This is a genomic window from Candidatus Saccharibacteria bacterium (assembly GCA_016700375.1).
Classification (GTDB): domain Bacteria; phylum Patescibacteriota; class Saccharimonadia; order Saccharimonadales; family UBA4665; genus JAGXIT01.
This window is the reverse complement of sequence record CP065016.1, coordinates 935,613-961,760: the sequence shown is the minus strand read 5'-3', so window position 1 is coordinate 961,760 and position 26,148 is coordinate 935,613. Positions and strand designations below refer to the sequence as shown.

Here is a 26,148-nt window from a genome sequence, read left to right as displayed (position 1 = left end):
CCCTACATTATGGCACATGTGTCGGATCCCAGCACGTACGGAGGTCTTGATCGAGGACAGCAAGGCGCTTCATGTCCTCTTCATCGAGCTGGAAGTCGAAGATATCTACGTTCTGCTGTACTCGTTCCGGCGTGACGGACTTTGGTAACACCACGAGGCCTTTGTCCACACACCAGCGCAACATAATCTGCGCGTAGCTTTTGTGGTGTTTCTGGGCGATTGCGACAATGGTGGGGTCGTCCATCTTTTTACCATGAGCAAGGGGGCTATAGGCCTCCGCAACTATGCCGTGTTCACGGCAGTATTCGAGCAGCTCAGGCTGCTGCAAAAACACATGTAGTTCCACTTGGTTGACCACCGGCATCTCTGTTGCATACAACTTCATTTCTTCGAGGTGTTTTATGGTGTAGTTGCTAACACCGATACTTTTTGCGCCACCTTCTGCCTTAATATTCTCGAGTTCAAGCCACGCCTTTTTGCGCATGAGTGACACTGGAAAGTGCAACAGTAATAGGTCAACGTAGTCCAGCCCAAGCCGCTCCATCGATTGGCGGTAACTTTTTCGCGTTTGTCCAACTGCAATAAGCTCGGTGCGGATTTTTGTAGTAACAAAAAGCTCCCCGCGAGTTTTACCGCTGCCTCGAAGTGCAGCACCAAGCCACTCCTCGTTACCGTACGCGTGGGCATCATCAAAATGTACATATCCAGTACTTAAAGCTGCCGTAACTGATGCATGCAAATCGGCTTCAACTTTTACCCGCCACAGCCCCAGTCCTACTTGCGGTATCTCCCGCCCATCAGACAGCCCAATCTTTGGTACGTTTATCATAGACGGCGACTCCTTCCTTTTTTAGCGCTGCCAATGCTTTCAGCTTCGTAGATTCTTCGTCAAAATACAACACAAGCTGGTTGCCAACCTTCAAGCCTTTGCGCTTCAGCAGAATCATTTGCGGATACGTTCGCTGGAGCACGATATCGTTGGTAGGTATTTGAATGCTGTCGTTCCCGACGCTGAACCGCAACAAACCCTTCTTTATTTCATACTGCATTACCTCGCTCCCAGTCATACGAATCATACGTCCTCTTTGCCACAAAGAACGGAAAATCATTAATGGCACTATTACCACAATCACCACAAGTTCTGTGAGTAATACCACCCGTAAGAATCCACTCGAAAATTGCTGAAGCACTAATATTGCCAGAAATGCACCAGCAATAAGTAATGCTTCTCTGGGAGAAAACAGTATCGCAAAAACTGATTTTACGCGCTGTTGTTTAGTAATTCTAACTTGCCACTTCATCCTTATTTCCTGTTTATGATTATTTCGCTAACCTCCATGTTTTTAGGAAGTTCCAGAAGCTGCTTGAGGCATTTGGCTACTTCATGGGGATCCATAAAGCCAGATGTATCCATTTGTTCGCCGCCTTTCTCAAACATGCCAGTCTTCATACCACCGGGGCAAAAACTTATAACACGGCACGGCGTATGTTTCAGCTCAGCCTGCAGCCCAAGTGTAAAACCACGCTGTGCCCATTTCGACGCCCCGTACACAAACTCATTTGTGGGTTTTGTACCAGTGGTTGAAACCACACTCACAATATCAGTACCATCACGTTTTATAAGCTCTATGAGCCGAGAAACAAGCTCTATGTTCGAAGCCACATTTATCTCAAACGTTTTTCGCACTACGGCCGGGTCAATCTGCCCAAGTTCTTGTACGGTAAAATGCCCGGCACATAGAATGAGCGCTTCCATAGGTTCTTTGGACTGGTGAATTTCTGCGACTATCTTGGCAACGTCGTTTGGCTCACTGAGGTCACCCAAGAAGTTATACTCGGCAACATCACACGTCCGACGAGATATGTTTGCAACCGTCTGACCCTCAAGCGCATACAGCTTTGCAATTTCCCTCCCCAGCCCATCGCTTGCCCCGGTAATAACTATCATAGCGACCTCCTTATGGTTTTATGGCTGCGTCGTAGCCCAATGGAACGCGGTCAGATACCAGCGTTTGGCCAGGAAACTCATCGCTGAGTCTTTGCCAGTCCTGTGCATCCAGCTCCCAACCAAGAGCACCAAGGTTCTCATCTAGGTGTTCAGGTGTTGAAGTTTTGGGTATGGTAATGACATTCTGCTGTGCAATGAGCCAGTTCAGTGCTATTTGGTATGGAGTTTTACCATATTTTTGTGCCATTTCATGCAAGATTTTTGCTTTTTCGAGCGCACCCTTGCTAAGAGGACCCCATGCGGTGACAAAAATATCGTTTTCTTGACAGTAGTGCAGGACGCCTTTATCGGTTATCTCACGGCAGTCTAGGCTATAGTGTAGCTGGTTGCAGACAAGCTTACTCGCGGTGTATTTTTGCGCTTCGGCGAAACGGCTTACTGTCATGTTACACGCGCCAATGTTACGTACCATGCCCTCTTCAACCAGGCGGTCCATTGCGCGCATGGTGTCAGCTATGTCCGTGCCTGCATCTGGAAAACGGTGCAGTAGGTATAGGTCTAGGTAGTCGGTTTTTAGGCGCTTCAAACTCGCTTCGCACGAACGCATTAAATCATCATATCCCTGATGATTACCAGAAACTTTTGAGGCGACAAAGAGTTTTGAACGGTCTACGTCTGCTGTTGCAATTGCAATCAGTTCTTCCGCATGGCCGTTTCCATAACTTTCCGCTGTATCGATGTGCGTGATACCTTGTTCAATTGCGTACCGAATAGCACCAATTTCTATTTCATCCTGTGAGCTATCCGCCTCCCAGCGACCGCCCATCTGCCATGTTCCCAGTCCATACACAGGCAGTGAAAATCCTGATTTGAGCGTTTTGACAGGTATGTCCATGTTAGCCCTTCAGCGCTTGTTTTATTCGCTCTTCGGTCGGGAGACTAGCATCTATTTGTTGCAGGGCAATTGCCGCATCCTGAGGGGAGTAACCGAGTGATACAAGCGCCTCCACGGCTTCGTCCTTCGTGTTCACGCCAGGCCGGTACACCACATCTTCAGCCGACGCACCTGGGGCTAAGCCAACTTTATCGCGCAGTTCTACCACAATCTGCTCTGCTGCGCGCTTACCAACACCCTTGGCACTTTGTAGTAACTTTACATCACCAGCAGCAATGGCACCTCGCACCGTGGCTGCAGACCCGAGGTCTAGCACGGCCATCGCAACCTTTGGCCCCACGTTTTTTACGCCAAGCAACTGTTCAAACAACTCTTTTGTTCCCTGCTCGCTGAAACCAAACAGGTCATAGCCCTGCTCGCGAATATGTTCGTACACGTAAAACTTTGCTTCCTTGCCATCTGCTGAACGGCCAAAGTCTTCGCTTGAGACGCTGAGACCATACCCCACACCTCCTACATCGAGCACCAACCCCGCCACCGTCTTTTCCACCACCCCACGCAAGCTCACTATCATCCTTCCATTATCCCACACTTCCCCTGCGTCAAGGACGGACCCTGACGCATCCAAAACGAACATATAGCAAACCGCTGCTGCTTGCGTCAGGGTCCGTCCTTGACGCATACTGTGGGCATGCCCGGAAAAAACATCATCAAGCAATACGCTCCAGAGAGTTACTACCACTTGTATACAAGAGGCGTAAACAAAAACATTACCTTCGACGGAGAGGCTGACTTCACTGTTTTCATTGGATTACTCAAACGCTATCTCTCACCAAAACCTAGCAAAAGCAATACTCGGCACGTATACCCATCTTTCGTCGGTCGTCTTGAGTTGCTTGCGTACGCTCTCATGCCAAACCACATACATCTTTTTGTGTATCAGCACGACCAATATGCCATACGTGACTTCATGCGGGCGCTACTCACTAGCTACTGCATGCAGTACAACAAAGTCCACAAAAGAGTCGGCCCGCTTTTCCAGAGTCGCTACCGTGCCAGTTTGATAGGAGACGACGCCTACCTCCAGCATATTTCACGCTACATCCACCTAAACCCGCACGACTGGAGAGAATCGGACAAAACGAGCCTTGATTTTTACCTCGGCAAAAGACATGCTGATTGGATTAGTACAAAGCGAATTATGGAGTATTTTTCGTCATCTGAAAACTATTTAGATTTTCTAGAAGATTATGAGGATGTCAAGAAAATGTACGATGAAATCAAGTGGGATCTCGCCACCATAGAAAACCCAGACCCAGAATCACCGTACGAACGGCACCTGCGTCAAGGACGGACCCTGACGCAGTAGAAGGCGTTGCGTCAGGGTCCGTCCTTGACGCAGAAGTTATGTGATTTTGCGGGATTGGGCGTGGGTGAGGGCGGCAGCGAGGGCGTCGGCGCAGTCATCGGGCTTTGGCACTTCGGCAAGTCCGAGGTGTATACGTACCATTTCTTGAATTTGTTTTTTATCGGCCCGACCATAGCCGGTAATAGCCATTTTTATCTGAAGTGGCGTGTATTCTGCTATTTCAAGATTGTTTTGGCTGCCGCATAGCAGCACGACACCCCTGGCCTGTGCCACCGTCATTGCAGTCGTAACATTGCGCGCAAAAAAGAGTTTCTCTACTGCCATGTGTGTTGGTTTTGTCTGCGTAATGATGTCTGTTAGCTCGTCATAAATTGTCTGCAAACGCACTACGTCGTCTTCATGTGCTGGCGTACGAATTACGCCAGCATCTACCAACTGCGTTTTGCCGCCCGTGACATCTATGACCCCAAAACCGAGTATGCCGGTTCCCGGGTCAATCCCCAGTATTCTCATTCGCTTTCACCTGGGATTCGGTTTTGTTCTCTGTGACCTTCACTTCGACTGGTTTTTTTTGCGGTCGGTAAAATATGGTCACCGGGGCAAGAAGCGCAGCCACAAGGCCAAGCCAAAATACCACGTTTACGACCGCATAGAATATGCTAAACCGCTGAATATCATAGGTTGCACTTTCATAATTCCCCCGTGCGTACGACACAACCTCTTTCTCGGCAACGGTCGCCGGGAAGCCATACCATTTACGCGTAAATTTCGCCGCGTCTTGTGTGCTAACCTGGTTCGTCGTCTCACCGTAGTAAAACCCTTTCGGAACATCAACCTGCCGCTGGCGTACTGGTACGAACGCTAATACTACAGATGTTATTGCCACAAGCGCCAAAAAACTTAGAAAAATAATCGTCGCCCGTTTGAACTCTTTCATACCAGCATAGTAGCACGTCACCCAGCCCAAAAACAGTGGCTACGCGTGCATACCTGGCAGAGCTGATGCTCGAATAATATGTAGCATCTTTTCGTGAACAATTTCGTTGCATGACACAAGTAGGCCATTTGCAAATTCGTCATATCGACGAGGACTGCCAAATATGTCGCTCGCAACTCCACCCGCCTCACTCACGAGAAGTGAGACTGCGGCGCTATCCCAAGGCGAGCCATACAGTAAGAACCCAGCTGCAAAATTACCTTTTGCAACTTGCCTTGCTCCGTACACGGCCGAAATAAAGTTGAACCCGCGCACATCAGCTGCATTCAACCCTGTGACGATATCTCCGATAGAAACGGTTGGTTTGATACCCCAAAGTCCACTTCCCTGCATCACATACTGACCAGCTAAATCTTTCGTCTGGCTTGTACGAAGCGTTTTCTCGCCGCAGAAAGCGCCACCACCCTTTGTTGCAAACATAAGTTCATCAAGATAGGGGTCATACGTTACCGACACATACGGTTGCCCGTTCTGCCGGTCGACCAAGGCAAGCGAAAATGTACTCACCGGAATACCGCAGCTAAACGGGCTGGTACCATCTATGGGGTCAACAACCCAGAGAAGCTCGCGTTTCGGTTCATAAGATGCTTCTTCACCAAGCACACCGTACGAGGGAAATTCACTCTTTACGCGCTCGATGACAAGTTCGTTAATTTGAGTATCGGCAACCGTGAGTGGTGTTAAGTCTTGTTTTTGTGTTATGGCAAGCTCGCTGGAACGAAAATAGCGGCGCATAATCTCACCTGCATCAAGCGCTAATGACTTTGCAAATTGAAGTTCTTTTTCGTACGCCACTAGGCTACCCCAGCAGGCCTTCGGCAATGTCGAAGTTGACGTGCGTATTTGCGACATCGTCGCAATCATCGAGTGCGTCCATGAGGCGCATAATTTTGCCAGCCGTATCGGCATCGGTAACGTCCACGGTGTTGTTTGGCACATAGGTTAGTTCTGCCTCGGTAATTTCGTAGCCACGAGCCTTTAGCGCGTCACGCACCCGTGCTAGTTCCGTTGCGGCGGTGTACACCTCGCTCAGCTCGCCATCTTCCTGCACATCTTCTGCGCCTGCGTCGAGCGCTTCCAGCATGAACTCATCGCCCTTAGCTTTCACCACAATCAGCCCCTTGCGCATAAACTGAAATGCCACCGCGCCCTTTTCGGCGATATTACCGCCGTGCTTACTAAACGCCAGGCGCACTTCCGGATAAGTACGGTTGATGTTGTCGGTTGCTACCTCGACCAATATGGCAACACCACCCGGGCCGTAACCTTCGTAGAGCACTTCTTGCAGCTCTGCCGCAGACTTGTCTTTTATGCGGTCGATTGCCCGCTGGATGTTGGCATGCGGCATATTTGCCATTTTGGCTTTGTCTATGGTAAGACGCAGGGCAAAATTGGTTTCTGGGTCAGTGCCGCTCCGGGCCGCTATGGCTATGGCATTACCAAGTTTGGTAAACACCGCACCGCGCGCCGCATCTTTGGCACCTTTTTCTCGTTTTATGGTAGACCACTTGCTATGTCCGGACATACAAAAACTACTCCATTTCTATCTGTTAGCTTACCATGTTTTAAGCGAAATAGCTAGTGCGGCAAGACAAAAATGCCCTCTTTCCCGTTACGACTCTTACCCTCGGCCGGGCAATGTATGTTTGAGTTCGAGACTGTCGAACTCATCACCCCTGTCTGTATGGAACAGCCTGTCACAGTCAACAATGTAGGTAAATTTTTGGTAGTCAATGAGTTCTTTTGCTTTGAGCTTATGCAGTTCAACCGCCGCTGTTTCTCGCGTAATTCCAACCATCTCCGCTATGTCCTGATGACTCAGCCGTAACCCTATTTTACAGCGACCGTCATCTTGCTTTTCACCAAAACGCGTGACGAGGTACTGAAGTATGTAAATGAGCTTATCCTGCGCATATGAGTGCTCTAAGGCATAGACATGCATGGTTGCGGCAACGTAGTGAGACATGTAGTTTTGGAAAATCTGCTCCTTTAGCTCTAGGTTTGTGGCGAGAGCATGTTCGTAGTCTTCTTTGCTCACCGCCAGCACCGTGCAGTCAGTCAGTGCCTCAAAATAGTAGATACACTGCTGTGACTTACCAAACACCCACGACATGGGAAACACATCGCCAGCCGTAAGAATGGTGACCGTGCGCTGGTCTCCGTCGCCCGTAATACCATAGACCTTCACAATGCCACTGCGCAGTACCATGACACTCGCGGGTACTTCACCTTGAAACAGGATGGTACGTTTTTTGGGGTAGTGGCGGGTTACCCCCACTGGCTCGAGAACTGATAGCTTGCCGTACTGTTTTCGTTCATCCATTGTCTTATTTATAGCATTAATACCGTGTCGTGGCTAGCTCGGTAAACCATATCCGCTTCTTTTTACGTAACAGATAAATGACCGTGATTATGAGTGCGTAACAGAGCGTCATGTCAACGACACTTAGGTACGAGTGGGTACGAAACACATGGGGTATTTGCGAAAGCAGGACAGTTACGTCAAGCATGTAGGTAAGCAGCAGTTGTGCCGGCAGCGCCGCCCAGCCTGCAGCAAGAGGAACGAGCATGCCCGCTAGCCCAGCGATAAAACTCAAAAGCATTGCTATGGGAATAAACAGCGCAACGAGCATATTGGCCAGCAACCCCACCAGTGAAACCTGGCCAAATATAAACATAACAAGCGGTATGGTCATGGCTTCTGCTGCCAGTGTTTCTACCGCCATGCTTGCAAGAAGCGGAGGTTGCTTTTTTGGGAAAAGCCGGTGCAGAACCGTAGGCGCAACGACCAATATGCCGAAAAATGCCAGCATAGACAGCCACCAGCCAATATCACTCCAGATATACACGGGGGTTGCATATGCTGTTAGTGCTGCAGCCAGCAAAATCAGCACCATCGGTCGAACCGGTCGACCATAATACCACGCGGCAAGCGCTAAACCACTTACTACTGCCGCGCGAACTATGCTCGCACTGGCACCAGTCACCAGCATAAAAAATCCTACCAACAACAGCGCCACTAAAACCATGAGTTGCTTTGAACGTTTTTCAAGCAAGCGTTTCGAGGCATTGAGCAGTATAGTCAAGTTATAACCACTGACTGCAATAATATGCGTTAGGCCAACCATGAGGAATGCCTGCGAAATAGCAAATGGCAGTGTACTCCTCTGCCCTATTAGCAGGCCACTGCCGAACGATGCCGCTGGTTCTGGCAGGGCAGTTTGCATACCGGCTACGAAACTACGCCGAAAATTATCCGCCCACGTCTGTTCGCTGGCAATACGCTGTATTTTTGTGTAGCTCATAGTGGCCTGTTTGCCGCCGCGAGTAGGGTATAGTTTGCCACTAACCTCCACTATATCGCCTCTATACACTGCAAACTCGCCGAAACCACTAACCTTTATGGTGCCCGGAGCCGAAACCACCATGGGCGATACAAACTGAACCCGTTTGACCTCAAAACTCAATTGCCCGCTCACACCATACACGGCGTCTTGACTAACTTTTGCGCGGAGCGTTACTTGCTGACGGGCGAAGTCTTGGTAGGGTTGTAGTGCTCGTAAATACACTGCTCCGCGCCACAAACCCAGACTAAGGCCAAACAGAGCAAGTAAAATGAAGTGAAATACGGGCTTTTTTACCCCTGTTAGTGCCAACACTCCAAGTAAAATGACAAACCAGCCCGGCAAAACTAAGTGCAAACGCGCCAGCAGCAAGCCAGCCAAAAAACTCGTGCATAGCGCCAGCACTTTATCTGTCCGCCGCGCTCGCATGTGGAGATACGAGGTAAAAGAAAACCACCGCATAATTCCAGACTAGCACTCGTGAACGCCTAAACCATGAGCGTCAAATGCTACGCGGCCAGACGAAGGCTATCCAAAACATCAAGGACTAACCCACCTAACCGCACTGGGGGTGATGTATCAAAAACTGGTACAGCCGCCACATCGTCTATTTCTCCGCATCGACGTATATTCCCCAGGAAGTTCGTTATACGATACGCACTTACATCAACTAAAATTGTCGGGTCATGTACGGCAGGGCCTACGTCTCGAGTATAAAACTCTGGGAAATAAGCAGGTATTATTCCGAGCTCTTCCTCAAGCTCTCTCCTGCAGGTGTACTGCAAACTCAAATCACCTGAATCCTTTTTACCCCCGGGCAACGTGTATTCTTTTCGCGCGCGTGAAACCGCCACGACGATACTTGCGGTATCTGGCAAACGACTTAAATCACTTACTGGCCGAGACCCGAGACCTTTTTCAAGTACTATTATGCCTGCAGCAACTGGGATAGCGCCTCCCAGTGCAATAAGTTCACTTCTGCATATAACGTGCTCTTTTTGCTTGTTTATTTCAGACATACTACCGCTAGTATACTCCCAAATTTTATATTTCAAGTAGTCTTTATGCTTTTTGCAAATCAGAAATTTACTCAAACAATCTAGTGTTGCGTTCGTAGCGGAGGTGGGCAAATATTTTCAGCAGCTTTAGCAGGCGAAGCAGTCGAATAGCGCGCAAAATTTCAAATGAGGCAGTCGGTACAGGTACTGCGGCGATAAGGTAAAACCAGTAGTGACGAACATAGCGTGCTCTGTCACGCGCGTAGTACCACTCAAACAAAAACTCAGCGAGAAAAATGACCCCAACCACAACATCAAACCACTCAACCGCAAGAAGTTGTTGGTGACTAAGCGTCTCGAAATGCTCAAGCGCCAAAAAGCAAAAGCTGAGCGCAACCAGCGTGAACATGACTACTTCCTTTATGGCGAGAAACCGCCGGAGTTTTTTAAGCTGTTTGCGACTATGCATCGTGCTTATGAGTATAGCCCAATAAATACCCCATACAAGCTGAGGTATTTATTTCGAGGGCCCAGTGAGACCTCGCCTTTGGCTCGCGCACTTTGCAGTCCTCGGAGTAAACTCCTGCGGGCTGCTCCGCTGGCGTCGAACTTCACGACTACGATTTGCTAACGCAAATCTGTCGTGAGTTCAAGCTCGCTGAAACCTTACCATACAAAAAGCTCCCACGGAGGGAGCTTTTTGTATGGAGGGCCCAGTGAGACTCGAACTCACGACACGAGGCTTAAAAGGCCTCTGCTCTACCGGCTGAGCTATGGGCCCTCGTCAAAATACGACTACGGGTTCCGTTGCGCCAAAAACAAGCAAACTTGTTTTTACCGAACTGCACCCTGCGTCGATTTCTCCTCTCGAAATTTCATTCAGTCGCTTCGCTCCTTGGATTGAAATTTCGGGCAGGCTGCAATTTCCGAGGGGGAAATTAACTCCTTACATTATCGATATTTTGAGTAAAAAGTCAATGATGTGTTCGCGAAATGTAGCGCGAAAATTACTTTTTAATTACTAATTTTAAATTTAATATTTTATATTTTTATTATAAGTATTATAATTTTTAGTATAAAAGGAGGAATATTTATGCCTAATGACAAAACTCTAAAAAACTTTCTAGAGCTTGACTACGAAACAATTGAGGAAATGAACCTTGCCGCACGGGCCATCACCGACCCAGACGAAGCACGCGACAAGCATGTAGCATACCTTGAGGAAGCGCGGCAGCTCAAGGCGGTTACCCTGTGCTTTAGCGACATAGAAGGACGGCTACATATGCTCGACTATGACCGCAAGTTCTTCCTTGCCTCGCTCGATAACCTCACGTTTGATGGTTCATCCATACGAGGGCTCAGCGAACAGAATGAGTCAGACTTAAGACTACAGGTCGACTGGACGAGCCTCACCTTTGTGCCGGCAGACATTTTTGGGGCTGGCAAGGTTATCGTCTTTGCCAATATCTGCGACCGAGAGCTAAAAGCCTACGCGACCGACTTCCGGGCGCAGCTACAAGGCTACGCTGCGGAATTGAAAGCCAAACAGGGCATGGAAGCCTATATGGCGCCAGAGATTGAAGGGTTCCTGCTCCAAGGTGTCGATGCCGAGCAGCATTACGATGGCCGCAAAGGCTTTTCGCTTGTTTCCACCGGCGGCTACTTTCACTCCCTGCCCCTCGATGAGCTGCGCCGTTTCATAGACGCAACCGCCGAAGCCCAACGCGCCATGGGTTTCGGGAACGAAAAAGACCATCCCGAAGTAGCACCCTCACAGTTTGAAATTAACTACCGCTACACCGATATTGTTCGCGCCTGTGACCAAGCGCAACTGTACAAGCTGGTCTGCCGCCAAATAGCTATGAACATGGGCATGACAGCAACATTCCTCCCCAAACCAATCCAAGGTGTAAACGGCAATGGCATGCACACCAACCTATCGCTTGCGAAAAACGGCAAAAACCTTTTTTATGACGGCGGCGGCGAAGCCGGACTTTCCAAACTGGGCTGGGATTTTGTGGGAAATATTCTACATCGCGCCTCCGACCTATGCCTTATTCTCAATGCCAGCGTGAACGCCTATCGGCGGCTTGACCCAGCGTACGAAGCGCCCAACCAAATCAAAGCTTCTGCAAACGACCGCAGCTCCATGATACGAATTCCTTTTGCCAATGAAAAAACCGCTCGCATAGAGGTACGCTCTGTTGCACCGGACGCAAACCCTTACCTGGTCGCCTTCTCCCTTCTCAAAACCGGACTCGATGGCAAGCCTCCTCGCGTCGATGCGAGCAAACGGCCCCGTGTCCGTGTCCTACCAGACAGCATCCACGACGCCATACGCATATACAAAACGAGTGACTATACATCGCGCCTGCTCGGTGAGGATTGCAAACAAAAATACCTTGCGCCCAAACAAGCCGTTGCTAACCGCAGCGCGCTTGAGCTTGGCACGCGCATAAAATCCGAGGAAATCATCCACCACCACGAGGTCACCAACCAGTTTTTGTGGAACAGTTTCTAGTCCGTTCCAGCCCGTTGTTTGACGAAGCGAGGCTTCAAAGCGTACCATAAAAGTACAAGGAGGGGCAGATGAAGGTACATAACTTCGGGGCGGGACCGGCGGTCTTGCCAGACGTGGCAGTGAAAAATACTGCTGAGGCAATCTTAGAACTTGACGGCAGTGGGTTATCGCTGCTTGAAATCTCACACCGAAGCACTGCATTTGAGGAGATTGCCCGTGAAGCCGAGGCGCTTTTGCACGAGCTACTGAATGTCCCAAGCGGATACCGCACGCTGTTTCTTGGCGGCGGTGCCAGCACACAGTTTGTAGTGGTGCCGTACAACTTGCTGAACAGCAAAGCTGCCTACCTCGAGACCGGCGCGTGGGCTAAAAAGGCCATCGCCGAGGCAGAGCATTTTGGTGAGCTCGAAGTAGTAGCGAGCTCGAAAGACAAAAACTTTACCTACATTCCTAAGGATTACACCATACCGACCGATGCCGATTATTTCCACATCACGACCAATAACACCATTTTTGGCAGTCAACTCCGCACCGATATAGACAGCCCCATTCCACTGGTAGCCGATATGTCATCTGATATTCTGAGCCGCCCCGTGGATGTCAGTAAATATGCCCTCATTTACGGCGGGTGCCAGAAGAACATGGGGCCAGCCGGCGTATCATTTGTGATTGTCCGCGAGGATGCTCTCGGCAAAGTGGAAAGACGCATACCAACCATGCTCGATTACCGCACTCATGTTGAACACAGTTCGCTGTACAATACGCCGCCCGTTGCCAGCATTTATACCGTTCGGGAGGTTCTAAAGTGGGTAAAGGCCGAGGGCGGCGTGAGCGAAATGCAGCACAGGGCTGAAGTGCGCGCAGCACTGCTATACAGTGAGATTGATCGTAATCCTCTGTTCTGCGGTACCGTCGAGCCAGCGGACCGTTCGCTCATGAATGCCTGTTTCGTGATGAGCGAGGGTCATGAAAGCAAAGAACAGGCTTTTCTCGACTTTGTAGCCAAGCGCAACATGATTGGGTTGCAGGGTCACCGTTCGGTGGGCGGATTCCGCGCCAGCATGTACAATGCCTTGCCCCTAGAGAGCGTGCAAGAACTGGTAGACTGCATGAAACTATTTGAGGAGGAACAGGCATGAATGTACTACTCGCCACCCAAAAACCATTCTCGGCTGACGCCGTTGCAGGCATAAAAAACATTGTCACCAAAGCAGGCCACACCCTCACCATACTAGAAAACTACAAGGACCAGTCCGACCTATTAAAAGCGGTCAAGAAAGCCGAGGCGCTCATCGTCCGCAGCGACATTGTGGATGCAGCGGTTGTGAAAGCCGCGCCGAATTTAAAGATTGTTGTGAGGGCCGGAGCAGGCTATGACAACATTGACCTTGTAGCGTGCACAAAACGCAATATTGTCGTCATGAACACGCCAGGCCAAAACAGTAATGCCGTCGCCGAGCTCGCTATAGGCCTCATGATTTACTCTGCTCGTAATTTATTTTCACCCGGGACGGGCACCGAACTTCGGGGGCGTTCACTTGGGCTCCACGCTTTTGGCAACGTTGGCAAATTGGTTGCCTCACATGCCCGCGGGCTCGGTATGAAAGTCTACGCTTACGACCCGTATGTGGGAAATGAAATTATGCGTGAATACAATGTCGAACCAGTCGCCACACTTGAGGACCTGTACCGCAGTAGCCACTACCTATCACTACACATCCCCGCCCTACCCGATACTATTGCTTCGGTACGTTACGAATTGCTTTCACTGATGCCCCACGGCGGAACACTGTTAAACACCGCGCGGAAGGAAGTTATCCACGAAGCTGACCTGAAACGCGCACTAGCTGAGCGCCCCGACCTGTCTTACGTGGCAGATGTCATGCCAGACAGCTACGAAGAGCTGGTAGTTGCCTTTCCTGGAAGGGTCTACGCCACACCAAAGAAAATGGGTGCCGAAACACTTGAGGCAAACGAAAACTCTGGCCGCGCCGCCGCGCAGCAAATTATCAATTTCTTTGCGTCAGGTGACACAACACACCAGGTAAACGGGTAGTTACGCAGTTACTGAGTGGGGTAGGAAAAATTCTCCGCAAACGGAGCCCAATATTGTTAATGTATTTATGAAATAATATACCGTTATTAATTAATAAATGTTATAATTGAGATATGAATTCAGGCCCTACCAACTACAACGTAGATCCTCTCTCACACGCGTCAGCCGAGCTGGACGTACTATTTAATCAGGTTCCATTACATACTGACTTGGGTTCGGCTGTACTAAAGGAAGAGTTCAGCCATGGGACCACATCGCCACGGATTGTACGAACTAATCAACTAGCTATTGCGTGTTTAGATAGTTGTACCTCGTTCAGGGCTGACCTAAATAGCGCTTTGGGAGCCTTTGCACATCATGAAAAAAAGTTGGATGAGTTTATTGAGGGAAAAGATACAGGGTTCGTCGCATATCAAGCCGGAAGGAAAGGCGGACAGGCACTAAGGACTATCCAGGAAGCATTAGAAGACCACAAAACCTCAATTGATCCCGAAAGTGGTCTTGAGCTGGCACGTAAGCATCTTGCTACCTATAATGAGTCACATGCTTCTGAACTACTTGTCGGACCAGTATACATAACCCTGCGGGGATTACGCGGCAAGCATGAACGTAACCTGTTTGAACCCCGCTGGCGTCACCGATCTCTTCTCTCTGGTAGAATAGTTACCCCCAGCTTAGCGGCGTTATATCTAGCACAAACTGGGCACCTCCCACCAGGGACTGCGACTCTGACCTCAGCTGGCGCTGTCTTAGTATTGTTTACGGGCCTTTATACTCACATGCCGATGGGTAATCGTAGCCTATCAACCGCAAAGGATGATCTATATAACAATCCAATCGTATATAGAAAAATACGCAAAGAACACATGGGCAATGGGGCATTCATGGGTGCGCTTATGAGCGTTGGTCTGCTTGACAAGGTTCAGGGCTTAGCAGCTTGGCAGCAACAGGTTCGCGAAAACGGACATAAAACTTGTTTCCCAGATGTTACGGATAGTAACGAGCAACATATTGATGCTTGGGACATGAAGAATCCTGTTTTAGCAGGCAGCAGGGCAGACTTGGTCGAAAACACAATACACCTCGGAGCCCACTCAGGCCAAAACCTGAGCTTTCTTACAGGACCCAATAGTGGTGGCAAGTCAACGCTTTCCAAAGCTTTAATCCAAAATCAGATTTTAGCTCAAATCGGTGCGCCAGTAGTGGCTACTCGCTTTGGTACCAACATCGCTGATACTATTGCATACCATATTCCACTGCCCCCTGATCTTTCAGAACAGAGCGGGCGGTTTGGCTTCGAACTTCAAAGAGTTCGGTCGATACTCAATGCAGCCTCGCCAGCATCTTTAACCATACTCGATGACTGCCTCGACGGCACAACTCACGAAGAACGTCTTGAGGTTCTGCAAGCTGTTATGGCAGAATTCGCTTACACTGCCGGGAATACTGTTTTCTCGACCCATGCTCATGAACTGGTAGATGATTTTGCCAACCATGAGCTAGGCCAATTTCTTCAAGTTGAGTTCTCTGGCAAAGGTCCGACATACAGAGTCATTCCGGGTATTTCGCATACTTCCCACGCTCGTGAAGTTGCGGAGAGCTACGGTTTTGACAGACGACAAGTCGCAGAGAGAATTCGAAAAACCGGTAAGACTCCGCCAGACTGGCTCTAGCCTTTTTTGTGCTTCTTTTTGTCGCCGTCGGGCTTCCATCGCGTAGAAAATAGGTTGAAGAGTACCAGTCCAGTACCGCTCAAGATAATGGCCGTCTGTAGGCTGTATAGCTGATGCCAGAGTTCTGTTGCAGTCACGTCAGCCTGAAGTGCGCGCGAAAAGTATGGCGTTGCCAAAAGCGCAAGCAGCGCCCCGGCTATTAGCGCAAGCGTTGCACTCAGCACAAGTTTTACACCCTTTGATTTCTTGCGCGTAAGAAGAATGGCGGCTGCCATTGGCGCTACCAGCAGCCCAAGCTGTACCCATTGCATAGTTGCCAGCCCGCCCCCGCTACGAGCAGATGCGAGCACCGTGTTGGCATCGCCAGCAACATAGGTTGCCAGTACACTTCCAAGACATAGAGACAAAAACGTAAATACTCCACTGGCATGTAGCAGCAAAACCGCTACAAATGGCACTAACACCAGTAGCCCAACCAAGATTTGTGCGTCCATACTGACACTATACCATAAGCATTATTTGGTAGTACGTGCTCTTCGTCTGAATGATTTGTACGTACGATAAACCGAACGAGCTACCGCAACGAACGCAATGAAACGACGTATCCGAAAAATGAGTGAAATCATAGGCATATACTACAGCTACAACTGAACTATTTCTTTAATCCAGCTCACACTATGCATCACAAGTGTATGTTCAGCGTTTGGCCTACAGCAAATGATTGCCCGGCGATTGTGCCAGATGGTAACTCAAGCACGTACGACGCCGGTTTTGTGGCACAAAAAAGCTTCGGAAAAGTTTGCGGCGATACATCAGCTGACATGTTGATGATTTTCTTCGCAGTATCGAGCCATAGCATATCTATGCTAAAGCGCATGCTTTTCATCCACATACAAGCCTGTTGTGGAGGGTCAAACACAAACAGCATACCGCTGTTTTCAGCCAGCCGCTCCCGGCCGCTCAGGCCACGTATTCGTTCTTCCTCAGAATCGGCAATTTCTAGTGCATAAACAGTATCTTTCCCCTGAAGTCTCGGCCCTGCGCTCACGGACTCTCGGATTAACACCACTAGAAAAGTAATAACTATCGCAACAGCAATAATAACCAGCGAAACCAGAGCCGGGCTACCAACCCGGACCCGAGACGCTGTCTTTGTTTCGGTTCCTTCCAAAACGTAATTAGACATATTACCTTATTGTACCGCACGATATTTGCGTATGAGCGCATCTGCGACTAGCCCGCAAACCGGCCTTTGGGTACCTACTGTTGGTGATTCGTGGAGCCGCAGACCCGGTGCCGCATTCAATTCGATTAGAAAAGACTTCCCCTCCGAGGGCGAACTGGCAATGTCCGTTGACATAATATCGACCCCACACAGCGGTAAATCAATTGAGCGAAGCAATTTTTCTATGCGTTTACACAAATCGGTATTTACGATGTCCGTCACATCTTCGGTTTGTCCACCAAGACTAACATTGGCTTTATCTAGAAGTTTTACTGTCTCGCCCAGGGCCGGTACCATGCCTAGGAATGCCTTTCCTCTGGCTCGTTCAATCTCAACAAGCGGAGTTATAGACATAGAACCTACTATTTTGTCGCCATCAAGTGACCCATCCCGCACAGCGTACCATTGTTTTCGCCTTTCCTCATTCGAACTAGAAACGAGCTCATGTATCGTATGCGTTCCATCTCCTACGATTTCTGCAGGACTTCGACGCACCGCGGCAACAAATGTATAATCGACAAAAAGCAGACGATAATCTTCCCCCTTAATGTGTTGTTGTATTAATACATCGGGGCATAATCTTTGTGCTTCAGAGACAGCCTGCTTAAGTACCCCTTTGTCTTCTATGCCAACAGTAATTCCATTTCCGTGAGAACCTTTAGCAGGCTTGACAACAACTGAGTGAAATCGCCTCAGGAAACTATCTGCGAAATCATATGACACAAATTTCTCTGTTTCAGGGACTGGTAGGTCGTAGGCTTTAGCAACAACCCATGTTTTTCCCTTATCGGTGGTTATAGTTTGAGCTAGTAACGAGTTTAGGGACGAAATAAAATTTAGTCTGTATGCCCTAAGAGGAATGGTAAGTTCCTCATATTTAACGAGGAAATATCGCTCACGATGGTTCGCGTTTTTCTGGTCATACAATACAAAAATTTTTGCACCCTTTTCGGCAAAACACCTTAAGACGCCCCGCATTGACGAACCGTTTCCAAGCATCGCGGTAACGGTTTTATAATCAACCTGTTGCATTTTCTACCCGGGTAGGTTAAATGTGGTTTTAATTGCACTTACAAGCTGCTGCGCTTTAGGATTAAGGTCGCTACCCTTCATGGTTTTGCCGAGCTTCATTATCTTGAGGATGCGTTTGCCGCGTTCGATTGTTTCTCCCTCGTTGTATCGACACATAATAACCATAGTGTCTTCGCCACTACGGCAGTCCTTGAGCGAGTAGCCATCTTTGACAAATTCCACGCGGTCACCAACTAGTTTGTATATTCCTGGTCGAATGTACTGTTTAAGTACAAAATCTTCACTACTCTGGTTGTTGAGTATCATAAGTGAGCCCGGTTTTTTGTAACGTGCAGCGCTTGGCAGAGCTTCGGTATCAGTAACCTCATAACGGTAGTTCCCGAGTTCAAGAATATGAAGTAGCATAAATGGTATTTTGCCATTAAGCATTTGCATGTCGCTAATGATATGAGAATATCCGGTCAGTCGAGCGTTGATTTCTATCGCGTACACTTCATCCTCAGGGGTTACGATAAGGTCCACGCCAAAGACTCCCTTATACCCGTGGCTGGATAGCTCCGAACCAATGACCGATGCGATTTCCTGCGCGCGATGCTGGACAATATCGGGGTATTCCGCCCCAATTTCGCCGCCGCACCATCGGGTTGCGCCTTCGAGTTTTGGGTTACATAGATATTTGCTGTCTACCAGCTGGCGCTGGATGCCTCCGCTAAAAATGCCGTATTTAGTAATACACACTTGAATGCTTGAGACTTCGCCGCGAACAAACTGAGACGCAACGACAGTACGACCTTGTGAATATTTTTTGAGTGATTTTACGGCGTCAACATAATCATCTTCATTGTGAATGGCGTAGCTGCCTTTTGAACCGGACGATTCTTCGTCTTGCAACATAAATGCCCCGCCAAACCGTTCGCGAAGTTCGCGGTACGAGGCTGCACGGTCAAGTTCATTCATGTACTTTATTTCGTACTCGGGTACTTTGATAAGGTCAGCAAATTCATCGCGAAAATATCGTTTATTCTCATAGGCATGAGCAATGGTGGGGGAGTTCATTAGGTACGTGAGAGGATTTACTTTGTAGGGTGGGTCAAGCGGCGAATAAAGGGGATACTTGCGCCGTGGATCCGCCTTAAACATCTCAATAAATTTCTTAGTAGTAACAAATTTACCGATGTTTTCGCCCGGAGTAAGCTTATTGAGGTTCAAAGATGTGACTTTCGCTTTGAGCGGCAGGTCTCTAAGCCAATTTTGCTGACGCGGGGTGACTATCTGTATATCGTCAAACAACATATCTAGAATAAGGAAATTATAGGGGTCAGGGCTCAACACCCCAATGGGGCGCGATGCATTATAATCGATAGCTAGCTTGTGTTTAACCATAATTGTCTTTTCTACGGTTAGTGTAGTACGAAACCGCGCGAGAAGGAACAGTACAAATTATAGCATGTTAAGGTTAATTTTGCAATATTATGATTACCCCAATCACGCATTAGCCATCTGGTAACCAAGTAGTACCCGCACATAGTGTGTAAAGTAACCTTTAACACTTCTTGGGAACGAAGTGACCAGGAAGTGGTGTTCCTTAAGCTTACCGAAGGTAGCTTCTATCTTTGGTCTCATGTGGAGCAAAAGCATTTGCCAGTCTGCGGCTAATTTCTTTCTTTGAGTATGATGCGGTGGTGCGATCACTATAGTTTTATGTTTCTTCCAGAGTCGCTTGCGCATGACGCTGCCACCGTAGTGACTATCGCCGACAAGTATCTTCGTGTGGTCATTCACGAGTTGTTCGATGTGCTGATTGTCGTGTTCATTAGCAGGAGTAAATACAACAGCTGCTAACCTGTTGTTGTAATCTATGGCCGCATGGAGCTTGAACCCGTAGTGCCACCCTTGCCAGTTCTTGCCAAAGTCGGCTACACCCTTGGCTACTTTGTGTCTGTTAGCACGTATGGGCTTACAGACGGGGAGCATTGTGCTGTCGACAAAGCGGAGCGGTGCTCCGCTTGCTAGAAGCGTCTGTAGCAACCAAACCATCTGTGGCAGTAATCGATGCACGTGAGCCACAAAGTTTTGGTACTTGGGCATATGAGGAAAACAATCCGAGTACTCTCTGCAAGCCCAGCCGTACAAACTCGAAAGGTTTTTGTGGGGTTCGGTGAGGCCATCCCATATGAGGATAGTGAGGAGTTCACTGTCTTTAAGGGCCGGATGCTGACCTCGTTTGTTTGGTTGGACGACTATGTCGTCTACCCAAACAAACACATCTACGATATTATTCCTCTGTAAAGCACGCATATTTTCCTCCTGTTTGTTTTGAAAGATTTACAAGAGAAATTGTAGCGTGCTTTATCTATTGGTGGCTAATGCGTGATTGGGGTTATGATTCGGTTGAAAATAGTTCATTGAAAAGCAGAGGTGCTATATGTACCGGCTCTCCTTGGGAAGGATATTCGTGAATTTTTAGACCTGGGGAGCTATTTACTTCAAGAAGCGGGATGTACTTGCCCTCAATGGGCTGTGCAATATTTTCAGTCATAATATCAAAACCAGCAATAAATAATCCCATTGCCTTGGTAATAGCGCATGCGGCGGCGACCCATGTTTGGTCTACTATGTCAGTCACATTTGCTGCTTCACCTCCGGCGCTTACGCTTTCTATGCCCGATACGCGGATAATCTCGCCCCTTGCAGGTATGTGCTGCATTGCAGGACTCCCTAGATATGCTTCGACCGCCTTGTGTTCTACCACCTTCAGGGGAGTATCTGAACCGTGACCACGACGGGGATCTTGATTGAGTAGCTCCACTAATTGTGAAACCGATGATACTCCGTCGCCAATAACACGTGCCGCACGACGCTCAGTTACGACCGGGACCTTTCCATTAATCACTAGTATCCGGTATAGCTTACCTTTGATTTGCTTCTGTATAATAACTCTTCCCGATGCGCTATTGTTCTTTGCCAAACTAATCGCAGCATACAACTTTTCGTGCGTTTCAATACCAACGCTAACACCAACACTTTGCGAGCCGTCAATAGGTTTTACGACAACAGTTCCGTACTGCTCGAGGAATGGCAGTGCAGCCTCAAAATTGTCTACAGTTGCGTATGGCGGCACATCATAGCCAAGTGATTGAACGAAAGAAAGTGTGAGGTCTTTATATACTGCTATGTGTCTTCCGTTTGCAGAACTTTTCATCGGACGCGAACCGCTAAATGTCTCAGTTTCGCCATCTGGGGTTGTAATTTTGCATAATTGAGCTCGCGGCCCAATCGTTTTCACCGCCCAGCCACGCTTCGCCGCCTCTTGCAGCAACAGCTGTCTTGTTACACTATTTGCCATTTGCGTAGTATAGCACTCGCTATTGTTGTGCGCTCTGAACTTTCTTGTAGATAAGATAGATTACCACTGCGAGTACTATCAAAATAAGCAATTCCATGGTTATGAGACCGCGTTGATTGAGCTTACGCTTATGCATGTGACTCTATTATTACGTGTTTGTAGCAAAAAGTGAAGCCTAGAAAAAGCCGCGTTTTTTTTGGTTCGGCCCGGAAGGCCTCGAGGAGTTCTTGCTGCTGCTTTGACAACTTCGTCGGCGTATCGACAATGATAGTTACTATATGCGCCCCACGGGTTTCTTTCTGAAGGTGCGGGACACCGTGGCCGCTCAGTTTAAAATCGCTCCCACTTTGGGTCCCAGCCGGAACTTTCATACGCACCGCTCCGTCGACCGTTTCGACATCTATTTCTGTACCGAGGGCGGCATCGACCATGCTGACGTGTTCGTCGCTGAGTATGAGGTCGCCTTCACGCGTAAAGTGTTTATGCGCTTTGACGCGGATGTGGACGTACAGGTCGCCTTTCGGGCCATTCGCAACAGCTTCGCCGTGCTCACGCAGGCGAATTGTCGCACCGTCGTCTATGCCAGCCGGGATTTTGAGTTGGACGGTTTGAGTGCGGCGTTCGGTGCCCTTGCCGCGGCAAACGCTACACACTTTTTCGGGTACTTTGCCCTTGCCCTGACAGGTTGGACAAACCGCCGCCTGCTGAATGTTGCCAAATATAGTTCGCACAGCCTGCACAACTTGGCCATTACCTTTGCAAGTGTCGCAGGTTTTGAGCTCATGACCTGGTTCGGCCGTTGTGCCTTTGCAGTGGCTACACGTGTCTTCTAGGTTGAGCCGGAGTTCGCTTTCGGTACCAAAAACGGCGTCTTCGAAGCTAATTTCCACGCGTGTCTCAACGTCGTTTCCTCGCGCCTGACGCTGCCCGCGACTCCCACCGGCACCGCCGCCAAAAAAGCTACCAAAAATGTCGCCAAGGCCAAGGTCACCAAAGTCAAAGTTTACGTTTTGCCCATTCCATTCACCGCCAAAACCACCAAACGGATTGCCACCTCCGCCACTGGCGCCACCCACGCCGGCGTGGCCAAACTGGTCGTAACGCTGGCGCTTGCTTTGGTCTTTTAGCACCTCGTAGGCCTCATTTACTTCTTTGAATTTCACTTCATCCCCACCCTGCTTGTCGGGGTGTAGCTCTACCGCCTTCCGGCGAAAAGCTTTTTTTATTTCGTCTGCACTGGCATCTTTGCCAACGCCCAGCACTTCGTAGTAATCACGTTTTGACATTAAAACTATTGTACAAAACTAGCACTCAAAAGTCTAGAGTGCCAATATTTGTCCCCTCCCCGTTATTTTTTTGAGTCGGATTTTTGCAGTTGGTATACGGCAAGGCCTATGAGGAAAACGGCGAGAAGCGTGAGCGAGAGCCATGCCAATGACCGTAACTGGTACAGAACTGCGCCAACCGCCACGTACATGCCCCAGCGTGTCACAAAACGATTATGTATAGCCATACCAAGTAGCATAATGGCAATTTGCTCGCCCAGGAACCACCAGCCGTACAAGCCACCAGCATTGCCGCCTATTACCTGCAGGCCAAGTGGAATTGTCGCCGCGCAGAGCATAGCCACCAAGTAGCTCTGGCTTGTTGCCGCATCACCTCGAGTTGCTCGCCAGTAGGCATAAAGACCGAAAAGTACGGCCAGGATATGTGTGTACACCTGTATATTTTCTACGCCGTTGTACCACAGAAGCCACATAAGCGAGAGGGCTATGATGCCTCCCGCCCATTCTCGGTCGCTTTGTTCGCGGTTCCAGGTCGCATGCAGTGTTGCACAGCCAGCTATCGCCAGTCCGAACGGCATTGTCCAGTGCGTACCAAGAGCAAATGTGGCCGCTGGTGCTATGTAAAGCATCACTAGCGAGGCAAGCTGGAACTGACGAGCATACGCAGTTGATTGTTTGTCGGCAGGCTGGAACCAGCCGACAAGATAACCCATGAGCGCAATCATCGTACTTAGGAAAACATACCAGCCAACTCCGTCTTGATTAAATGTGCCCCATAAGGCGGCCTGCAGCAGTAGCGGCAGTATGGTCATGATATCTGGCCGGCGTTCTACGTTTCGCGCAATGTACATCCATATGGTGGCCTGTAGTAAGCCCACAACCGCTGGCGCAAACCGCGATCCAGCCCATGCGGCACCAAACGATATTACACTGGCTGCAATATATCCGAAGACATACGACTGGCTGTCGCTATGGAGCTTTCGTTCAAGCTCCGACAAGGCAATCGGTAGCTTTGCGATACGCTTCATTGCAACCGCGCGCGCTACGACCATGCCTACCAAACAGAGCAAAAAACTACCCGCATACCATTCCGATGTTTGGAGTACTGGGAAAACGCGCGCAAAACCTATCGGGAGCAGTAGCCATAGGAAACTCCCGACCCATCGAGCAGTCTCAAGCCGATTCGCAAAAACGAGTACAAGATTCCACGTGCATCCTACAGCCAAGCCCGCCAGCCATACGCTTGGCTTCGATACCGCAAACACCGCCGGTAACGCCACAAAAAGACTACTTGTCTGAAGCCACTCCGCCACATCATCGTAGCGATATATGGCATATGCCACCACCGCAGAAAGCAGTCCGGCTACAAGCACCGACATAGAGCCTGCAAAGATTGCTATGAAGCTCGCAAGTGTAAGCGTGAGAACAAGCGCCGCCCGCCAATTTGTGCGCCACTCTTGGGTGTCGAGCGCTTTACGTCGTGTTGCTACAAAAATAACGAGCTGAAGGAAGGCGACTGCACCCGTCGCAACCGCCAATCCCCAAGCATGCCACTTGTTCTCGACGGCACGTAAACCAATACTAAACGGAAGCGTTACCGCAACTCCTATTGCGGCACCGTACATGTCTGGGCGATACTGTCTGACCCACAGCGTTAGGCCAAATATGACAGCAGCCAGCGTTGCAACTGCCGTGTACCATGGCCGTTCCCACCCCAAGAATGCGGCGACAACGAGTGATAAAAAGGTGATGTTAGCAAAAACTTGCATAAGCGAGGATCTGGCTCGTGTGAGTAGAACCCCTAGCTGCAGCGCGCCCAATACCAGCAGCAGTACCGTCACGTCTGTCAGTTTGTGCTGAGCGCCGTACGCAAAACAGGCAAGGCTTAATAGCAACGATACGTGTGAAACTACTGCGTTATTAATTCTCACATCATCCCGCCGGGCCTTCCAAGCCTGCAAGCCGTAGTAGAAAGCAGCGAGCAGTAGCGAAACGCCAAGCTGCACCACGCCGTAGCGCGGCCAAACGTACAGCGCCGTCAATATAGAAATCGGTAAAAGCAAGCTGCCGCTTAATGTGGTTGGCTCGTCGTAATCATCAACTTTTTTACGGTACAGCGACCATGCTTGCATGCAAAGCCCAACGGCTGCAAATCCCCAGCCGTAGAAATACAATGGCAACTGTAACACCGAAACGGCTGACTCAAACAACGAAACAAATGTACCGATAAAGATATATTCCATAAGCGGCGTCTTGAGCTTACGCAACGCGTGTCCATACAGCCCCAAACACAGCAGTGACGTTAGCAACCAGACCAGCTCGGGCTGGTCGTGCATAACATATGAGTAGGTCGCAAGACCCGCGAGCGGCGCGAGCATGAGACCCATACCTATAAACGTATTACCCGCAGCTTGCAGCTTCGGTTTATTGTCGTGCAGCCATAGTCCGCCGAAGTAGAGTGCAGACATCACGACTAGCACTGTTGCAACCCGGATGCTACCATACGCACCAGAGAGCGCCACAAAAAGCCCGGCCGAAGCCAGAAAAAGGAACGCGCCAAAGTAGAGCAAGAGTGTCGTATTATCCAAACTTGAGGGTTGTTGAGTACGGTCTGGTACATTACCCGAAGACTGCCAGTCAGGTACGGCTTCGGCGATAGCAGCCGGTTCAGCAACCGCAGCAGCCTGCACTGTAGCCGCAGAGTTTTCCGTCTTATCTCTATGTCGCTCGAATTCTTCTGTATCTATGACCGCTGTCGCCTCTAGTAGCGAAGGTGATGGACTCGGCATGCCTTGCGCCTCTAGGTCAGAAAGCATGCGGGCAAGCAGCGCTCTTTCGGCCTTAGTTTTTACACCATGCCTATATGCCGCTATGTAATCCATCCACTGCTGGTTTACGGAATTCGCCGGTGGTGGCGCTGTCTTACCCCTGCTAGAGAGGACAATAATGACAATAATTGCGAGGATAAAAAACCAAAACATGCACCCTCCTTGTTATTACTCATACTCTAGCATATGCAATTTGGGGTGTATATGTCCTCGGTTGCCTCATAAGACCGTCTGTAAAACCCATGCTCGTCTATGCTGCGGTTTTACGAAGTACCGAGTGGTAGGATTTTTAGCAGTGTATACTGGAAATGTAAGGAGTGACCATGAGTAAACAATGTCAAAGCTGCGGGATGCCTTTGCAAACAAAGAAGGCTGGTGACTGCCGCGGCAGCGAAGCCAATGGCGCCAAAAGCGAGCAGTGGTGTAGCATGTGCTACCAAAACGGTGCGTTCATAGGACCAGACCGCACGCTCGAGGAAATGAAAACTATCGTCGACAAGGCGCTCGTTGAAAACGGCAGCAGCCGCCTTATGCGCTGGCTGGCACAAAAGCAACTCCCCCGGCTCAAACGCTGGAAAACCAAAACGAAGTGAAGCTCACTGCTGTTATCCCAATATCCCGGGTGAAAAC

The 26,148-nt window shown here is 49.3% G+C and carries 27 protein-coding genes and 1 tRNA gene; 6 read left to right on the top strand and 22 right to left on the bottom strand.

Going from position 1 to position 26,148, the window contains the following annotated elements:
- Positions 1-7: 7 nt before the first annotated feature.
- Genes IPP75_05015 through ruvA form a run of 5 tightly spaced genes read right to left on the bottom strand, consistent with a single transcriptional unit; the run spans position 8 to position 3,417 of the window.
- Positions 8-829: an aldo/keto reductase gene (locus IPP75_05015; protein ID QQS69249.1), complete on the bottom strand. Its 822-nt coding sequence runs from the start codon at positions 827-829 to the stop codon at positions 8-10.
- Entirely contained in the window at positions 798-1,301 is a 504-nt protein-coding gene (locus IPP75_05010; protein QQS69248.1) for a hypothetical protein, read from the bottom strand. Before IPP75_05010 ends, IPP75_05015 begins: the two co-directional genes overlap by 32 nt.
- Before the next feature lie 2 nt (positions 1,302-1,303).
- On the bottom strand, positions 1,304-1,948 hold the full coding sequence (locus IPP75_05005) for an SDR family NAD(P)-dependent oxidoreductase (protein QQS69247.1): 645 nt from the start codon (positions 1,946-1,948) through the stop codon (positions 1,304-1,306).
- 10 nt (positions 1,949-1,958) lie between these two features.
- Positions 1,959-2,843: an aldo/keto reductase gene (locus tag IPP75_05000; GenBank protein ID QQS69246.1), complete on the bottom strand. Its 885-nt coding sequence runs from the start codon at positions 2,841-2,843 to the stop codon at positions 1,959-1,961.
- A gap of 1 nt (position 2,844) precedes the next feature.
- Positions 2,845-3,417, bottom strand: coding sequence for a Holliday junction branch migration protein RuvA (ruvA, locus tag IPP75_04995; GenBank protein QQS69245.1), 573 nt, complete (start codon positions 3,415-3,417; stop codon positions 2,845-2,847).
- 117 nt (positions 3,418-3,534) lie between these two features.
- Between ruvA and IPP75_04990 the strand changes: the two genes are divergently transcribed.
- Positions 3,535-4,212: a transposase gene (locus IPP75_04990; protein QQS69244.1), complete on the top strand. Its 678-nt coding sequence runs from the start codon at positions 3,535-3,537 to the stop codon at positions 4,210-4,212.
- Positions 4,213-4,248: 36 nt separating this feature from the next.
- On the opposite strand, the gene ruvC is transcribed toward IPP75_04990, so the two are convergent.
- The 9 genes from ruvC to IPP75_04945 form a co-directional block, all read right to left on the bottom strand.
- Positions 4,249-4,725: a crossover junction endodeoxyribonuclease RuvC gene (ruvC, locus tag IPP75_04985; GenBank protein ID QQS69243.1), complete on the bottom strand. Its 477-nt coding sequence runs from the start codon at positions 4,723-4,725 to the stop codon at positions 4,249-4,251.
- Positions 4,706-5,149 (bottom strand): hypothetical protein, encoded by a 444-nt coding sequence (locus tag IPP75_04980; protein ID QQS69242.1) that lies wholly within the window; start codon positions 5,147-5,149, stop codon positions 4,706-4,708. Before IPP75_04980 ends, ruvC begins: the two co-directional genes overlap by 20 nt.
- Positions 5,150-5,188: 39 nt before the next feature.
- Positions 5,189-6,004, bottom strand: coding sequence for an inositol monophosphatase (locus IPP75_04975; protein ID QQS69241.1), 816 nt, complete (start codon positions 6,002-6,004; stop codon positions 5,189-5,191).
- 4 nt (positions 6,005-6,008) lie between these two features.
- The gene (locus IPP75_04970; protein ID QQS69240.1) at positions 6,009-6,734 is read right to left on the bottom strand and encodes a YebC/PmpR family DNA-binding transcriptional regulator; all 726 of its coding nucleotides are present in this window, start codon (positions 6,732-6,734) and stop codon (positions 6,009-6,011) included.
- Between the two features lie 96 nt (positions 6,735-6,830).
- Positions 6,831-7,532 (bottom strand): Crp/Fnr family transcriptional regulator, encoded by a 702-nt coding sequence (locus tag IPP75_04965; GenBank protein ID QQS69239.1) that lies wholly within the window; start codon positions 7,530-7,532, stop codon positions 6,831-6,833.
- A gap of 16 nt (positions 7,533-7,548) precedes the next feature.
- Entirely contained in the window at positions 7,549-9,015 is a 1,467-nt protein-coding gene (locus IPP75_04960) for a ComEC/Rec2 family competence protein (GenBank protein ID QQS69238.1), read from the bottom strand.
- A gap of 47 nt (positions 9,016-9,062) precedes the next feature.
- Positions 9,063-9,572 (bottom strand): NUDIX domain-containing protein, encoded by a 510-nt coding sequence (locus tag IPP75_04955; protein QQS69237.1) that lies wholly within the window; start codon positions 9,570-9,572, stop codon positions 9,063-9,065.
- Between the two features lie 67 nt (positions 9,573-9,639).
- Positions 9,640-10,020 (bottom strand): ion transporter, encoded by a 381-nt coding sequence (locus IPP75_04950; protein ID QQS69236.1) that lies wholly within the window; start codon positions 10,018-10,020, stop codon positions 9,640-9,642.
- 236 nt (positions 10,021-10,256) lie between these two features.
- A tRNA-Lys gene (locus IPP75_04945) sits at positions 10,257-10,332 on the bottom strand.
- 312 nt (positions 10,333-10,644) lie between these two features.
- Between IPP75_04945 and IPP75_04940 the strand changes: the two genes are divergently transcribed.
- The 4 genes from IPP75_04940 to IPP75_04925 all read left to right on the top strand — a co-directional run bounded on the left by IPP75_04940 (position 10,645) and on the right by IPP75_04925 (position 15,801).
- The gene (locus tag IPP75_04940; protein ID QQS69235.1) at positions 10,645-12,072 is read left to right on the top strand and encodes a glutamine synthetase; all 1,428 of its coding nucleotides are present in this window, start codon (positions 10,645-10,647) and stop codon (positions 12,070-12,072) included.
- Between the two features lie 68 nt (positions 12,073-12,140).
- Positions 12,141-13,211 carry a 3-phosphoserine/phosphohydroxythreonine transaminase gene (gene serC, locus IPP75_04935; protein ID QQS69234.1) on the top strand — a complete coding sequence of 357 codons (1,071 nt, stop codon included), beginning with the start codon at positions 12,141-12,143 and terminating at the stop codon, positions 13,209-13,211.
- Positions 13,208-14,128: a 3-phosphoglycerate dehydrogenase gene (locus IPP75_04930; protein ID QQS69233.1), complete on the top strand. Its 921-nt coding sequence runs from the start codon at positions 13,208-13,210 to the stop codon at positions 14,126-14,128. Before serC ends, IPP75_04930 begins: the two co-directional genes overlap by 4 nt.
- Before the next feature lie 113 nt (positions 14,129-14,241).
- Positions 14,242-15,801 carry a hypothetical protein gene (locus tag IPP75_04925; protein QQS69232.1) on the top strand — a complete coding sequence of 520 codons (1,560 nt, stop codon included), beginning with the start codon at positions 14,242-14,244 and terminating at the stop codon, positions 15,799-15,801.
- Here the strand turns inward: IPP75_04925 and IPP75_04920 are convergent.
- The 8 genes from IPP75_04920 to IPP75_04885 form a co-directional block, all read right to left on the bottom strand.
- Positions 15,798-16,295 (bottom strand): hypothetical protein, encoded by a 498-nt coding sequence (locus IPP75_04920; protein QQS69231.1) that lies wholly within the window; start codon positions 16,293-16,295, stop codon positions 15,798-15,800. The two genes, IPP75_04925 and IPP75_04920, sit on opposite strands and share 4 nt — an antisense overlap.
- A gap of 188 nt (positions 16,296-16,483) precedes the next feature.
- Positions 16,484-16,987 carry a DUF192 domain-containing protein gene (locus IPP75_04915; protein QQS69230.1) on the bottom strand — a complete coding sequence of 168 codons (504 nt, stop codon included), beginning with the start codon at positions 16,985-16,987 and terminating at the stop codon, positions 16,484-16,486.
- A 6-nt stretch (positions 16,988-16,993) separates the two neighbouring features.
- On the bottom strand, positions 16,994-18,058 hold the full coding sequence (locus IPP75_04910) for a hypothetical protein (protein QQS69229.1): 1,065 nt from the start codon (positions 18,056-18,058) through the stop codon (positions 16,994-16,996).
- A gap of 3 nt (positions 18,059-18,061) precedes the next feature.
- Positions 18,062-19,441, bottom strand: coding sequence for an ATP-grasp domain-containing protein (locus tag IPP75_04905; GenBank protein ID QQS69228.1), 1,380 nt, complete (start codon positions 19,439-19,441; stop codon positions 18,062-18,064).
- A gap of 102 nt (positions 19,442-19,543) precedes the next feature.
- Positions 19,544-20,356 (bottom strand): IS982 family transposase, encoded by an 813-nt coding sequence (locus IPP75_04900; protein QQS69227.1) that lies wholly within the window; start codon positions 20,354-20,356, stop codon positions 19,544-19,546.
- A gap of 82 nt (positions 20,357-20,438) precedes the next feature.
- Positions 20,439-21,404, bottom strand: a complete 966-nt coding sequence (locus tag IPP75_04895; protein QQS69226.1) for a hypothetical protein — start codon at positions 21,402-21,404, stop codon at positions 20,439-20,441.
- Between the two features lie 128 nt (positions 21,405-21,532).
- The gene (gene dnaJ / locus IPP75_04890) at positions 21,533-22,690 is read right to left on the bottom strand and encodes a molecular chaperone DnaJ (GenBank protein ID QQS69225.1); all 1,158 of its coding nucleotides are present in this window, start codon (positions 22,688-22,690) and stop codon (positions 21,533-21,535) included.
- A gap of 62 nt (positions 22,691-22,752) precedes the next feature.
- The gene (locus IPP75_04885; protein ID QQS69224.1) at positions 22,753-25,671 is read right to left on the bottom strand and encodes a hypothetical protein; all 2,919 of its coding nucleotides are present in this window, start codon (positions 25,669-25,671) and stop codon (positions 22,753-22,755) included.
- A 170-nt stretch (positions 25,672-25,841) separates the two neighbouring features.
- Between IPP75_04885 and IPP75_04880 the strand changes: the two genes are divergently transcribed.
- Entirely contained in the window at positions 25,842-26,111 is a 270-nt protein-coding gene (locus IPP75_04880; protein ID QQS69223.1) for a zinc ribbon domain-containing protein, read from the top strand.
- Positions 26,112-26,148: the final 37 nt, after the last annotated feature.

Coding starts and splice junctions, on each gene's coding strand:
- IPP75_05015 (QQS69249.1), bottom strand. CDS start 829: ATGATAAACGTACCAAAGATTGGGCTGTCTGATGGGCGGGAGATACCG.
- IPP75_05010 (QQS69248.1), bottom strand. CDS start 1,301: ATGAAGTGGCAAGTTAGAATTACTAAACAACAGCGCGTAAAATCAGTT.
- IPP75_05005 (QQS69247.1), bottom strand. CDS start 1,948: ATGATAGTTATTACCGGGGCAAGCGATGGGCTGGGGAGGGAAATTGCA.
- IPP75_05000 (QQS69246.1), bottom strand. CDS start 2,843: ATGGACATACCTGTCAAAACGCTCAAATCAGGATTTTCACTGCCTGTG.
- ruvA (QQS69245.1), bottom strand. CDS start 3,417: ATGATAGTGAGCTTGCGTGGGGTGGTGGAAAAGACGGTGGCGGGGTTG.
- IPP75_04990 (QQS69244.1), top strand. CDS start 3,535: ATGCCCGGAAAAAACATCATCAAGCAATACGCTCCAGAGAGTTACTAC.
- ruvC (QQS69243.1), bottom strand. CDS start 4,725: ATGAGAATACTGGGGATTGACCCGGGAACCGGCATACTCGGTTTTGGG.
- IPP75_04980 (QQS69242.1), bottom strand. CDS start 5,149: ATGAAAGAGTTCAAACGGGCGACGATTATTTTTCTAAGTTTTTTGGCG.
- IPP75_04970 (QQS69240.1), bottom strand. CDS start 6,734: ATGTCCGGACATAGCAAGTGGTCTACCATAAAACGAGAAAAAGGTGCC.
- IPP75_04965 (QQS69239.1), bottom strand. CDS start 7,532: ATGGATGAACGAAAACAGTACGGCAAGCTATCAGTTCTCGAGCCAGTG.
- IPP75_04960 (QQS69238.1), bottom strand. CDS start 9,015: ATGCGGTGGTTTTCTTTTACCTCGTATCTCCACATGCGAGCGCGGCGG.
- IPP75_04955 (QQS69237.1), bottom strand. CDS start 9,572: ATGTCTGAAATAAACAAGCAAAAAGAGCACGTTATATGCAGAAGTGAA.
- IPP75_04950 (QQS69236.1), bottom strand. CDS start 10,020: ATGCATAGTCGCAAACAGCTTAAAAAACTCCGGCGGTTTCTCGCCATA.
- IPP75_04940 (QQS69235.1), top strand. CDS start 10,645: ATGCCTAATGACAAAACTCTAAAAAACTTTCTAGAGCTTGACTACGAA.
- serC (QQS69234.1), top strand. CDS start 12,141: ATGAAGGTACATAACTTCGGGGCGGGACCGGCGGTCTTGCCAGACGTG.
- IPP75_04930 (QQS69233.1), top strand. CDS start 13,208: ATGAATGTACTACTCGCCACCCAAAAACCATTCTCGGCTGACGCCGTT.
- IPP75_04925 (QQS69232.1), top strand. CDS start 14,242: ATGAATTCAGGCCCTACCAACTACAACGTAGATCCTCTCTCACACGCG.
- IPP75_04920 (QQS69231.1), bottom strand. CDS start 16,295: ATGGACGCACAAATCTTGGTTGGGCTACTGGTGTTAGTGCCATTTGTA.
- IPP75_04915 (QQS69230.1), bottom strand. CDS start 16,987: ATGTCTAATTACGTTTTGGAAGGAACCGAAACAAAGACAGCGTCTCGG.
- IPP75_04910 (QQS69229.1), bottom strand. CDS start 18,058: ATGCAACAGGTTGATTATAAAACCGTTACCGCGATGCTTGGAAACGGT.
- IPP75_04905 (QQS69228.1), bottom strand. CDS start 19,441: ATGGTTAAACACAAGCTAGCTATCGATTATAATGCATCGCGCCCCATT.
- IPP75_04900 (QQS69227.1), bottom strand. CDS start 20,356: ATGCGTGCTTTACAGAGGAATAATATCGTAGATGTGTTTGTTTGGGTA.
- IPP75_04895 (QQS69226.1), bottom strand. CDS start 21,404: ATGGCAAATAGTGTAACAAGACAGCTGTTGCTGCAAGAGGCGGCGAAG.
- dnaJ (QQS69225.1), bottom strand. CDS start 22,690: ATGTCAAAACGTGATTACTACGAAGTGCTGGGCGTTGGCAAAGATGCC.
- IPP75_04885 (QQS69224.1), bottom strand. CDS start 25,671: ATGTTTTGGTTTTTTATCCTCGCAATTATTGTCATTATTGTCCTCTCT.
- IPP75_04880 (QQS69223.1), top strand. CDS start 25,842: ATGAGTAAACAATGTCAAAGCTGCGGGATGCCTTTGCAAACAAAGAAG.